General features: G+C 33.9%; 7 protein-coding genes. 2 read left to right on the forward strand and 5 right to left on the reverse strand.

The window, feature by feature from the left end; all coding sequences use genetic code 11:
• Positions 1-293: 293 nt before the first annotated feature.
• The 5 genes from AC07SW_RS05980 to AC07SW_RS06000 all read right to left on the reverse strand — a co-directional run bounded on the left by AC07SW_RS05980 (position 294) and on the right by AC07SW_RS06000 (position 10,439).
• Complete coding sequence (locus AC07SW_RS05980; RefSeq protein ID WP_119907513.1) at positions 294-4,808, reverse strand: Cna B-type domain-containing protein; 4,515 nt, start codon at positions 4,806-4,808, stop codon at positions 294-296.
• 321 nt (positions 4,809-5,129) lie between these two features.
• Positions 5,130-6,944, reverse strand: a complete 1,815-nt coding sequence (locus tag AC07SW_RS05985) for a glycerophosphoryl diester phosphodiesterase membrane domain-containing protein (RefSeq protein WP_494632451.1) — start codon at positions 6,942-6,944, stop codon at positions 5,130-5,132.
• 144 nt (positions 6,945-7,088) lie between these two features.
• Positions 7,089-8,540 (reverse strand): DEAD/DEAH box helicase, encoded by a 1,452-nt coding sequence (locus AC07SW_RS05990; protein ID WP_485402169.1) that lies wholly within the window; start codon positions 8,538-8,540, stop codon positions 7,089-7,091.
• A gap of 69 nt (positions 8,541-8,609) precedes the next feature.
• A complete protein-coding gene (locus AC07SW_RS05995; protein WP_485402170.1) occupies positions 8,610-9,494 on the reverse strand; it encodes a LysR family transcriptional regulator in 885 nt (294 codons plus the stop codon).
• A 24-nt stretch (positions 9,495-9,518) separates the two neighbouring features.
• Complete coding sequence (locus AC07SW_RS06000; protein ID WP_034573804.1) at positions 9,519-10,439, reverse strand: TDT family transporter; 921 nt, start codon at positions 10,437-10,439, stop codon at positions 9,519-9,521.
• A gap of 332 nt (positions 10,440-10,771) precedes the next feature.
• Here AC07SW_RS06000 and AC07SW_RS06005 point away from each other — a divergent pair, with 332 nt between their 5' ends.
• Positions 10,772-12,448: a 6-pyruvoyl-tetrahydropterin synthase-related protein gene (locus AC07SW_RS06005; protein WP_119907511.1), complete on the forward strand. Its 1,677-nt coding sequence runs from the start codon at positions 10,772-10,774 to the stop codon at positions 12,446-12,448.
• A gap of 144 nt (positions 12,449-12,592) precedes the next feature.
• Positions 12,593-13,558 (forward strand): asparaginase, encoded by a 966-nt coding sequence (locus AC07SW_RS06010; RefSeq protein WP_494632453.1) that lies wholly within the window; start codon positions 12,593-12,595, stop codon positions 13,556-13,558.
• Positions 13,559-13,625 lie beyond the last annotated feature (67 nt).

Genomic DNA, 13,625 nt, shown 5'->3' on the forward strand with positions numbered 1-13,625 from the left:
CCCCCATGTTGAAGACAACATGGGGGTTTTACTTATTAAAGTTGTATTTCCTAAGATAGGAGTTATCACTAAAATGGTAACGTTGTGTCATAGCCGTTCAACTGAATTAATTATTGAATAATAAATTCAGCTGGATGACTTTTTAGATTATTGATTTTTTGAGTAAGAGATACTTTATTTCCTCTAAATGTATCACTGCTGATACATAAATCCGCTATGAATCTGCTGCATCTGCTTAACTTGTAATCAGATCTACCCACACAGAAAATAAGTCGTCTAAAGTCACTTTTTTACTATTCGTTTCTAACTCTCATACAGCTAATTCCAAATCCGATACTAACTAGCCAAATCCCTACAACTAGCATCCAAATATTTTGAACTTCACCCGTCTGTGGCAATGTTGCTTCATCAGTTGAATCTGTTACTTTTTCTGATTTCTGCTCAAGTTTCGGAAGAAGAGAAGGAAGTGATTCATTAGGATTATTAGGTTCGATTGGGTCTGGCTTTTCCTCAATTTCTTTGCCTGAAATAAACGTGTTGGTTACCACAAAGCCATCTTGACTATTGCCTGTTATTTCTTCTTGGTAATCTGCCAACGCTTCTTCTGAAATAGAGTACTGATAAAGTTCTCCTATTTCGTCATACTTTGGTAAGTTTTTAAATGCACCTTGCCAATTGCTACCTTCATTTAAAATAAGTGGAACGCCAAAATGAGTTCCATTTTGTTCCAAGTGAATCACAACCTGGTTAGCTTTTATTCCATGCCATTTTTTCACAACTGGTATCGTTAGCGTTTCAAGATTGCGATTCGTTACTACAAAGCCATTTTGCTGATTGCCAGTGATTGTAGCTTGATAATCGTCATCCTTTTCTTCGGAAATTAAATACTGGTATTCTTGACCTGATGCATCATACTTTGGAAGATTTTTAAAGGAACCTTGCCAATCAGTTGATTTACTTAAAGTTAGCTCATTTTTTAGCTCAATACCATTTTGTTCAAGATGAATGGTAACTTCTTTGCTAGCTGGGCCAATCCATTTTTTGATAACGGGAATCTCAATTTTTTCAGTGTTTCGATTGGTGATTGTAAAACCATTTTGACTATCTCCACTAATTGTTGCTTCATAGTTTTCCATCATGACTTCTTTGACTTCATAACGATAGTCATCGCCTGCTTGATCGTATTTAGGTAAGTCTTTAAAAGAACTGCTCCAGTTGTTATCTGGGGTCAATTCCAACTGTTTCAATTCTTTTCCATTTTGTTCTAGCTGAATGGTTACAGCTTGACCAATTGGTCCTATCCACTTTTTATGAACTGGAATTGTGACTTTTTCATTGTTCGTATTCGTCACAACAAATTGATTTTTCGCTAGCTTCTCAATTTTTTCATCGTAGTTTTTATAGCCTACCGTTTCAACGATTGAGTACTGGATTTCCGTTCCGTCTTGATTGTATTTATCTAAATTATCAAACTTAGCTTTCCATTGGTTGCTCTTATCTAAATTAACAAATCGATTTACCATTTCACCGTCTTTTAAAAGATTGATCTGAACACGACCGGCAATTGGTCCTACCCATTTTTTAGTGACCTCTACTGAAACTTTCTCAGTGTTGGTATTAGTAATCAAATAGCCCTGTTCAATACTACCTGTAATCGTTGGACGGTAATTTTCAACAGCTTCTTCACGAACAAAGTAATTGATAAGGGAGCCATCTTTTTGATATTTCGGTAAATGATCAAATTTCCCCTGCCAGTTAGTCCCCTTGTTAAGGGTTAGTTCTTTCAATTTTACATTTTGATTATCGTATAAAAGGATGGTCACGGACTCTTTTATCGGACCATTCCACTGTTTTGCAACGGGGATACTTACTTCTTCATTATTGGTATTTGTCACAATAAATCCTGTTTCCGCATCACCGGTAATCGAGCCGTCATAATTTTTTTGAGCGTCTTCATTAATGGTGTATTGGATAGGTTGACCTAATTCATCGTATTTTGGTAAATTGGTAAATTTTGCTTTCCAATGTTGATCGGCCTTTACTACTGCAGATCGACCCGTTTGTTTCCCATTTGAAAGTAAGTTAATTGTCACATCTTTGCCAATTGGTCCTACCCATTTTTTAGTAATTGGTATGGTAATCGATTCTGTTCTTGTATTTGTGACTGTGAACCCAAGAGAGGGGTCTCCTTCGTATGTCGTAGCATAACCATCTAATTGTTGTTCAACGACTGTGTAGTTGATTTCTGACCCATCTGGATTGAACTTAGGAAGGTGCTTAATTGTTTCTTGCCAATAATTGCTTTCAGAAAGTTCAACGAAACGATCTTTTAATAGTATGCCATCTGCTTTCGCATATATTTTGACAGATTTCTGCTTATCTCCATTCCATTTTTTTGTAACCGGAATTTGAACTTCTTCCATATTCATATTAGTAACAGTAAATCCCTGTTTAGCATCCCCTTTAATAGTGGTTTCATAGTTTTTAACAGGGTCTTCTTTAATTGTATAATTGATTTCATGTCCATCTGCTGCGTATTTTGCTAAATCCGAAAAAGAAGCTTGCCAGTTTTCTTGACTCGTTAAAGTTACTGATTTCAAAGTATCCTTGCCATCTTGATATAAATGAATTGTCGCTTTTTCACCAATTGGTCCTACCCATTTTTTAGTGATTGGAATTGTTATCTTTTCAGTATTTGTATTCGTAACGACAAATCCATTTAATGGATCACCTGTAATGGCACTCGTATAATGATCTGGTATATCTTTTTCTAAAATCGTATAATTAATTTCATTTCCAGCTTGATCGTACTGTGGCAAATTAGTAAATTGACTGTTCCAGCTATTTGAATGGCCTAATTTAACGAAACGACCTGTTTCTTTGCCATTCATCATTAATTCAAGCGTCACAGGCTTGCCCTTTGGTCCTATCCATTTTTTAGAAACTGGTATCGAAATGGATGCTGTTCTGATATTTGTAATCGTATAGCCACTTTCCGCATTTCCTTCATAAAAGGCTGAAAAGTCTGTTACATTTGCTTCAATGACAGAGTAATCAATTTTATTTCCTGCTCTATCATATTTTGACAAATTCTGAAATGAAGCTTGCCAATTATTTTCAGCAGACAGTTTGATCGCTTCTGATGTCACCTTATTATTTCTTTTTAAATAAACAGTTACTGAATCTAGTGGCTTACCAACCCATTTTTTACTAACTGGAATTGAGATTGTTTCGGTGTTTTTATTGGTAATCGTAAATCCATTAGTAGCGTCTCCCGTCACAATAGATTCAAACCCTGCTGGTACATTGACTTCTTTAACGGTATATTGAATGGTTGAACCATCTAAATTATATTTATCTAGATTTGTAACAAGTAATTCCCAGTTATACTCTTTCGATAAGGTAACTTGTCGATTTATATCCCGCCCATCAGCGTAAATTTTAACCTCAATCTGATCGCTTTCAGGTCCAATCCACACTTTTTTTAAATTTAAGCTTGTTTTCTTTATCCCATTACTGACGTTTACTAACTCACCGGTGGAACTATTTTCTTTAATCTCAAATGAGTATTGCTTAGTTTCATCAAATTGAAATTGGTCAGGAGCATTTTTTTCTTTAAAATAATAGCTTCCTAATGCCATGTCTTTAACATTGATTTGACCATTTTCATCTGTTTGATATTCACCTAGGGATTGATTTTGGCTATTAAATAGTTCAAATGTAATTCCTGATAAGAAGGTACTATCATTATTTTCTAGTGACTTAACAAGACGGGCACTTCCCTTTTCTGGTAAGTCGCCTGACCCGCCAGCTCCTGCATTAATATTTTCTGCAGCAGACGTTCCTTCCTCAATGATTTGCTCTTCTCCTGTTATTTGATAGTTTACTTTATAATCATTTTTGTATTCTAACTTACCTAGGTCATTCACTTTCGTATCATAGACAATTCCAAATTTTTTCGCTGAAAGTTCTTTAGCATGTAATTTTACTGAAAAATGATTTTGGTTGGTTGAATCAATTTCCAACGTTCCATATTGTTGAAATTCTTCTTTCGTTAACCAGTGGAAATTTTTAGCTCGGTCTTCGACAAAATATCTAAAACTATCTGCTAGTAAGGTTTGGTCATTTGCAGATGTATCTTCAATTATAACCATTTTATCCATTCCAATATTTTGAGCTAATTCTTTTTTAGGTTGATTAACGAACACTTGCCATGTGATTACATTGCTGCCATCTTCTGACATGTAGCCGTACTTATTAAAGAATGGATAGCGATCATCTTCCACTACTCCAGGATCGCCTTTTTCATTTGTTACAGTATAATCAATAGAATCAACATCTAAGCCAAAATCGTTGGTTTTAGAAATCGTCCCCTCTGTTTGACTATCGACACGAATGTTAAAAAAGAAATAGCCTTTAACGTTGATTAACTCTTCTGCGGTTTGATTAAACGTACAAATAACTTGATCTTTTACAATTTTCGCTTCACCAAAGACCCTACCAGTTGCCGGATCTTTCAATTCTGCCGATGAAACAATTCCAACTAATTCAGGTGGCAAACTCATTGTAATGGTATCGCCATTTTTAATTTTCACTCCTGGTTTTTCGGAAAAAGTAACCGAAATGCCAATACGCTCGCCATTGTATAATTCCGTTTTTTCTAGCTTAACACTATCCACTAGCTTACTTCTACCTAATTCAGTTGCATTGGCGACCGTTGTTACAGCTGTTAGTCCTCCAATAATCATCGGAAATACTAATGCAAAAATCAAAAATAGCGAGAATCCTTTATTTGTTCGTTTTATCATCCATGACACATCCTTTTTTGTTTTTAGTACTGCATTTTCATTATTTCTATCGTTATTTTCATTAAAACCCAGCAAAAAAAGATAATTAACTGGGTTTTTTCACAACCCTAGGTTAATTATTTTGATATCTATTACATACTTTTAAATAACAAAAGCATTTAGTTTAAGCTAACTAACACTTTAGATAATTAGTTGCACAACTTGAATATCTTCTCAAATAAATAACAAAAAATCAATAGATAATTATTTACACATCTATTTGAAAAAATAAAAAAAACCACTTATAGCAAGTGGCTTTGATTAGTTATCAAATTTTGATTTTTATGAATCCAATCCTAATAAATAGTTCAATAACATATCGGAATATGATAATTCGTTGGTTAGATCATGATGAACAAGTTCCTTAATTGTCACCAAATGATCCGTTATTAATCCGTCAGCTCCAAAAAACAGCATTCTTTTTGCGCTATTTTCTTCATTGATATCCCATGCAAAAAGTTTTTTATCCTGTTCATGAACTTCATCGACAAAATCACTGGTGAGGGTAGAATATTCAGCGGAATAAAAATCTGCTTTTGTTTTCGGTGGTCCAATTAAATTAAATGGCATTACATATCCTACATAAAGCTGTGGCGCTTTTTCTTTTAATTCTTCCACAACATCATAGCTGATACTGTGGATAATATGATTGTTTTCTAAAATAGACTCTTGATAACGTTGGATAAAATTTTCAACCATTTCTTTTGAATCTTGCTTAGTTACTTTTACTTCAATCAATAATTTTTGATTCAATTCATTGGCTTTTTTCAAATACTCATCAAAACTAGGAATTTTAGCTTCATGACCATTCTCTGAAACAGTTAGTTTTTGTAATTCAGCAAGTGTTAACTCATACACTTTTTTATTTTTTCCTGTTAAATTCTTTAACTTTACATCATGCATTACAACAAACTGATGATCCTTTGTTTCCAAAATATCCATTTCTACATAGTCGGGCTTTTCTTTAGCCGTTTTTTCTAATGCCTCAATTGTATTTTGTGCCCCATTTTTATTAGTAACGCCTCGATGAGAAATAAAGAGAGGTTCTGAAATTGACCGATTTGATAAGTAATCGTAGTTATAGAGGCTCATCCCCGTAATCATAATCAGTACCGAACTACCGATGACCAGGTTTCCAAATAGGATTAAAAAGCGATTGCCTTTAACCGGTGTTAACTTTGGCTGGATGTTAAACGTCTCATGGCTACTTGTCGTTGTTTTGTCTAATAAATCCACGATCAAGTAAAACAGGATAATCATCGCTAAAATATTTCTTACTGCAATCAGCACTTGAAGAAGCGTTAATGAAACAACCCCACTTACTAATGCAGCAGACGCGTAGTGGGTTTCAATCAAATCTTGTAAAAAGAAAATCACAAGATAACTTCCCCCTACCATTATTGACAGTGCAACCGTTAATAAAATCAATTTTCGAATCAACGTCCAAAACTGATCCTTCGTCAACTTCCAACTACGTCTAATGGCTTCTTTTAGTGGTAAATGATACAGGATCATCATCGGCAAGACCAACAACAAACGAATGCCTATATAGACACAAATTAAATAGCCTAACCCCAATAATGGAACAAAAATTAAGCGGTATTCAAAAAGGTAATCCATAATAAAGACTGGAATTTTTATTTTTGCTAATAAGGCTGTTTTAAATCCAATTCCCGCAAAAGGTAAAATCAAAAAGAAATAAAAGAGTAAAAATAAGATCTCGCTCCCAAAAACATGCTTAAACTGTTGAAAGGTCAGTCTCAAAAGCGTCCTTAAATGAAGCGGTTCTTTTTTACGAATAAAATAAATACTTAGCAATAAAAATGTAAATTCGAAAAAAATCATTAATGCCATCAAACACATCATCAACAGTAACCCTAACAAAACAAAGGGATGACTTTTGATAATTGGAAAAATATTGTCGAAAGATAAGTACGCAATATTTCCTCCTTTTAAAATCATTTTTGTTAGACCTGTAACTAATGGAATCATCACAATTAAGATAAATCCATGGACAATCAACACATTTTTAGAAGACTCTTTTGCACTTTGAAAAAAAGTCGCAATTGTACGCCAATTTAATTTTAAACGATTCATAAGCAGTTCCTTTCATCTTCTCTGTTTTCTACTAATTAGTGTACCATATTTCTAACTAGTCGTGCTTTAATGATGACTATTACTACATAGAAAAAGAGTAAAGAAGCCTTCAACATAGAGGCCCTTTACTCTTTTAATCATGATTTATTTTCTAGCTTCGTGTACTTTTAATTGCTTACCTTTAACGGTTTTATTTCTCATCGCGTCTAAAACAATCCTGCCTTTACCATTTAAAATATCAACATAACTCACATTTTCTTGGATGGTAATAATTCCGATGTCTTCAGAAGTGATTCCAGGAATACTTGTTAAGGTTCCGACAAAATCAACTGCACGAATTTTTTTCTTTTTTCCACCGTTAAAATAAAGTTTTAAAATATCTTCGCTTAATGCTAACCCTTTATCTTTTTTCAAACGAGGGCGTTCGCTGATTTTTTTATCAAATGCCGCTTTATGACGCAGCACAAATCTTGGACTAGGAGGCGTAATTTCTAAAATTTCGCCCGTTACATAGTCACGAATCTCACGCCACCAGTTTTTCTCTTTTGGCAATACTAACGTCAATGCGATTCCGGTCTTCCCAGCCCGTCCAGTTCTGCCTGTTCTGTGGACAAAACTTTCCTTTTCAACAGGTACATCATAGTTGATGACGTGAGTTACGCTATCCACATCAATTCCTCTTGCTGCAACGTCTGTTGCTACTAAGTAGCGGAATTTTCCGCGTCTAAAGTCATCCATTACTTCAAAGCGATCTTCTTGTACCATACCACCGTGAATTTTATCCACAGGTAAGCCTTCTTTATTTAAAAATTGGTATAAGTTATTCACATGTTCTTGTGTATTACAGAAAATCATACACGTATCTGGGTTTTCCACAGTTAATAAATCTAATAATTGTTGCGGTTTTTTATCTTCTTCCACTACAATATAAGACTGTAAAATTTTAGGTTGGGACGCTGCCGTCGTTTCAATCGTCACGGATGTAGCATCAGCAGACATATACGAGCTTGCTAGACGTTGAATATCATTAGGCATTGTTGCTGAAAACAATAGCGTTTGACGATTTGCTTTTGGTAGAAAGTCAATAATCGCTTCTACTTGATCGATAAAGCCCATATTTAACATTTCATCTGCTTCATCTAAAACTAAATATTGTAACTTATCCACAGCTAATGTGCCTTTTTCTAAATGATCCAACACACGCCCCGGCGTACCTACTACAATATGACTTTTTTGTTTTAATTCTGATTTTTGGGTAACAAAAGAAGCTTTCCCGAAAACAGCCGTTGCTTTAATTCGTTTGAAACGACCAATATTTGTAATATCTTCTTTAACTTGCAAGGCTAGTTCTCTTGTTGGCACCAGCACTAAAGCTTGAGGTTTATTTTCTTCCCATAATACTTTCTCACACAATGGAATGCCAAAACTTGCTGTCTTTCCACTTCCTGTTTGAGACGTTACAATAACATCCATTCCTGCTAATGCTAGTGGAATGACTTCTTTTTGAACTTTTGTTGGAACTGCGTAGCCTAAGCCGCTCAATGCCTTGACGATATCTGTACTTATTTCATAATCTGAAAATGTCGCTTTTTCCATAATAACCTCTTTCAATTCGTTGATTGGTTTATTATAGCATTTTTAAGCGAGTGATAGTTCAATTATCCTTTATTTAGTTGAACTATTTTCCAAAACGATGTCTTTTTCAAGTGATACTTTTTCTAAGCCTTCTAAAATTTTGAGTAAATAATTATGAATACTTAGATAACTGTCATTTGAAAAAAGTTTCCGATTCACTAAATAAAAATTTCGTACATAGTTCTGATTTAACGTAGTATACGGAATCTTCTCTGTCATGTAACGTTTGGAGATAATCGCTTGCCCCATTCCTTTTTTTAAATAATCCACAATCAGCTCGTTACTAGCTAGAACAACTTTTTTATCTGGTGTAATATTCTGATTTTCTAAATACTGATTTGCGTAATAAAAACTACCTGAATGTTCTTCTCTTAATAGCCATAGTGAGCTTGAAGGATCTCCAGCTAAAACTAATTCGTCTGTCATCACTTCTCTTCGTGACAACGTCGTCGTAGACATCGCTTTTTCAATAAAACCAAAATGTAGAAATCGATTTTCAACTTTTTCTAAAATCACTTCCGAGTTAGCTACCATCACTTCAAATTCTACTGCAGGAAACTCTTCTTGTAACCACGGTAAAATTTGAGGAAATATAGTACTGGCAACAGTTTGCGAAGCTCCAATTTTACAAAGACAATGGGCTTGATTTTCTTGGTTAAGAGCCGAAACTTGTTCTTTTGTATCTTGCCATAAATCTAATAAATCTAATGTTTTTTGATAGAGTAAGTCTCCACTTGGTGTGATTGTAATTTCCTTTCGACCATTGCGGTTAAAAAGTCTTACTCCACCTAATTTTTCTTCTAAATAACTAATTTGTGAACTAACAGCGGGTTGTGAAATGTACATTTTTTTCGACGCTTTTGAAAAGCTTTGCGATTCGTAAACACATTTAAAAGTTTTCAATTGTTTGAACATCTTTTTCCCTCCTTGTCGTTTCTCTTATTTGGTTGCTAAGTGGTGCATATATTTGATAAAAACAAAGGTAACAATTATCGCTGCAAAAATAGTTTCATATATCGCTAAATCATGAATCATAGGCACAATATAGTTATTTTTTGTATAAAATTGATCGCTTAAAGTTGCTGCCATTGCGGTAATCACTAAAGGAAAAGTAAAGGCTGCATAGCTAGGATAAAATTGAATCGTCAATAATTTTGGCAATTGACACAATACAAAACAATAAATCAGCTGTGAAAAAATTAGCAGTACCGTAACCCCCACCACATTAGGATTTGCAAAGGCATTTAAATATCCCGCTAAACACAATGAGCCCGGTGCCGCAATAATCGTAATTAACGGCATTGTAGATTCATGCATATTTTTAATAAAGTAGACTTTTTTTATAATAATTGGTAGTAGCACCACGTACATAAATAATGCTGACCAAAATGCGATTTGACCAATCAAGGGTGAAAAGGCATGACTTGTCACTGAGCCTACACCAATTCCTACATATACAATGAACCAACTTGGGTAGACTGAATGAATCGTCGATTTTTTAGCAAAATAATGTGTAAAATACAGCATTAATAGAATATGGCAACTAAGTGCACTCAACCAAATGATAGTTGCAAGTAGATGAAGCTTCGCAAATTCATTTAAATAGGTAGCGACAACCATTGTTGCCATTGTAAAGGTTGGTGCAACTGAAGCAATAATTGGATTTTTTAAATCTAATTTTGTGTGTTCAAATGTAATGACTATTTTTATCATAATAATCACTACTAAGATAATTCCCACTAATCCTATCAAATTTCCTGCCGTCTTAAATTGAACTAATTTTAACAAGTTGCCTAATGACACAATGGCTAAAATCAAGCCACACATTGGAATCGGTATTTTCTTTAAAAAGTTTTTCATTCGTATCATCCTTTTAGTTAAATTTTTATTTGTTTCTCTTGGATTACCTTCTCCTGTAGTATAGCTTATTTATTCTATTAATTAAAATAATGATTAATAATATTAACTATTAAAAAAACAAATGCAAACGCACTCTCTTAAAAAATGATGAATTCACAAATTAGTATTGATTAGAATCCTATTAAATCAGTCTGACTTCAAGTAGGAATATTTGACGGATAGTCTAAAAATCGATACACTATTTTTAATTATAAAAAAACATGAGGTTCGTTATTTTTCTAATCAAATTAAATTTATTCAACAAAATAAATACTTACAGGTGGTGAAATTTCATGTCATTTAGAAACAATAAAAATTTAAATATAGTTATTTTATTAGCTATTGTAACGCTTTTTTCTTTTTTGCCTTTATTCAATTCAACTTTTTATAGAATGGATGATATTTATTTTGATATGCTTCGAATTGAGTCAACTAAAGATGCGCTAATCCAAGGGATTTTTCCCTTAAAAATTGCGCCTCATTATTTAAATAATTATGGCTACGGTATTGGCTTTTTTTATTGCCCTTTATTTATTTATCCAGCAGCATTTCTAAAAGTAATTGGCTTTTCTACTGTTACTTCGTTTAAACTATTTTTAGTTGGTTGTGGTTTTGCTGCAACAGCTTCTATGTATTTTGCGGCTTATAAAATAACTGCTAAAAAATATTTTGCTTTAATCGCAACCATTCTTTATACAACAAGTCACTACAAAATTATCGATACCATTTATCGTGGTGCGATTGGCGAAACCTTAGTCTTTATCTTCTTACCCTTTGCCATTCTTGGCGTTCATGAAATGCTTTATGGTGATGGAAAAAAATGGTCGTATTTAGCGATTGGAATGTCAGGGATTTTCTTGTCTCATGTGTTGGCTAGTTTGCTTTTAGCCATCTATTTAGTTATCAGTTATCTGATTCGAATCAAACTTTTATGGCATGAAAAATATCGTATTTTGAACTCCTTGAAAGCAATTGGTGTCACTCTGCTATTGTCTGCCTTTTATTGGATCCCAATGTTTGAGCAGATGTTCCATTCACGTTTTTCTTTGAATACAAGTATTGCTAATATCAATTCAAGAGGATTTGAACTTGCAAGTCTATTTGATACAAAAATGGTTAATCAAACCATCGACACGCCTTATTCTGTTGGATTTGTTTTAATTAGTATTGGTTTATTTGCCTGGATTTATCGCATCAAATTATCCGCTTTTATGAAAACGAGTTTAATTTTAGGCTATTGCTTCTTCTTCCTAACATTAAAGTCTTTCTTTTGGACACTTATTTTACCGATCCTACCTTTCTTTAATCAAATTCAGTTTCCTTGGCGTTTTAATATGTTGGCAACGCCACTTCTTGCCTTAGGAGGCGCCGCTATTTTGTACCAGCTTTTCTTTCAAGAGCGTACCGTACAAACAAAACACTTTGCCTTAACAGCCATTATCCTTGGCGTTTTTGGTTATGTTGGCTTTTATACATTCCAGTTTCCTTACCAAAGAGAAGTGATTACATTTGATGAACATTATTTTGATAAACCGAATCTTCATAGTGCCATTGGCGCAGGAGAATATTTACCAAAAGGAACCTCTAAACGAATGTTTTTAAATCGTGGAGTTGTTTTTAAACATGATGGAAATATTTTATTAGTGGATCGTGTTACAAAGAAAAAAAACAACTTATCGTTTGATTATTTTCTCAATATGAAGGAACAAAAAATTGATGTTCCTTTAGTTTATTATTATGGCTATCGTTATAAAATTATTCAAGAAGACGGTACGGAAAGTAAAAGCTATCCGGTTAGTGAAAGTAACGATCATACCGTACAAATCAATACTAAATCTACTCACAGTGGGACCATTTCTATCGATTACGTTCCTACTCTACTCACTAAGATAGCGTATGGTATTACGTTTACTACACTAGTTGGCATCTCATTCTTTTATGTAAAAACAAAAAAATTTCCCAGGAAATAACCCTAAACAAAATAACTCTTTTGTTTAGGGTTATTTTTTATTAAAATTCAATTGATTCCTCTTACTTTTTTCTTATTTCGAAGTATTTCCAAATAAATTATGCTAAAATAAGCTGATATGAAATTGTTCAAGGAGGAAATTGCTGTGAAAAATATTTTAGTATTACACACTGGTGGGACCATAGCCATGAGTGAAGATCAAACTACTGGAAAAGTAGCTCCTAGTTCAGAAAACCCTTTATTAAATCAAGGGCATTTATTTGAAAATTTGGCACATTTAGTTGTAGAGGATCTCTTCCAACTGCCTTCTCCTCACGTGACGCCTGTTGAAATGCTGATTTTAAAAAACCGCATTGAAAAAGCGATTACCCATGAAGGAATTGATGGAGTAATTGTGACTCATGGAACAGATACATTAGAAGAAACAGCTTACTTTTTAGACATTACATTAGATCACAATATTCCAATTGTTGTAACTGGTGCCATGCGTTCTAGTAATGAAATCGGTTCAGATGGTCTGTATAATTTTCAAAGTGCCGTATGGGTTGCAACATGTGAAGAAGCCAAAGACAAGGGTGTTTTAGTCGTAATGAATGATGAAATTCATACCGCTCGCTATGTTACTAAAACTCACACCACTAATGTAGCAACGTTTAGAACGCCTACGTTTGGACCAATTGGTTTAATTGCTAAAAACAAAGTCTTATTTTTCCAAGAACTAATTGCTGAAGAAAAATTTGAAGTAAATGCAATCAATCAAAATGTCTACCTACTAAAAGCTTATGCTGGAATGGATGGCAGTTTATTGCAAGCCCTTGATAATCCCTCTACAGATGGCTTAGTGATTGAAGCGTTAGGTGCAGGGAATCTTCCACCACACACTTTACCTGCACTAGAAAACCTATTAAACCGTGGTGTTCCAGTCGTTTTAGTTTCCCGTTGCTTTAACGGTGTCGCTCAAGACGTGTATGATTATGCTGGTGGTGGAAAACGATTAAAAGAAATGGGGGTCATTTTCACGAATGGCTTGAACGGACCTAAAGCTCGAATTAAGTTAATGGTCGCTTTAACGAAATATAAAGACCTTGATTCTATCAAAAATTATTTCTAATAATTGAAAATAGTAAAACCCACTCAAGAAAAAGAGAATCTTGGGTGGGTTTTTGGTATTTATTGCA

It is taken from the genome of Carnobacterium sp. GW821-FHT04C06, assembly GCF_059420345.1.

Bases quoted from the DNA above. Each gene is read 5' to 3' on its own strand.
- AC07SW_RS05980 (WP_119907513.1), bottom strand. From the start codon at position 4,808: ATGATAAAACGAACAAATAAAGGATTCTCGCTATTTTTGATTTTTGCA.
- AC07SW_RS05985 (WP_494632451.1), bottom strand. From the start codon at position 6,944: ATGAATCGTTTAAAATTAAATTGGCGTACAATTGCGACTTTTTTTCAA.
- AC07SW_RS05990 (WP_485402169.1), bottom strand. From the start codon at position 8,540: ATGGAAAAAGCGACATTTTCAGATTATGAAATAAGTACAGATATCGTC.
- AC07SW_RS05995 (WP_485402170.1), bottom strand. From the start codon at position 9,494: ATGTTCAAACAATTGAAAACTTTTAAATGTGTTTACGAATCGCAAAGC.
- AC07SW_RS06000 (WP_034573804.1), bottom strand. From the start codon at position 10,439: ATGAAAAACTTTTTAAAGAAAATACCGATTCCAATGTGTGGCTTGATT.
- AC07SW_RS06005 (WP_119907511.1), top strand. From the start codon at position 10,772: ATGTCATTTAGAAACAATAAAAATTTAAATATAGTTATTTTATTAGCT.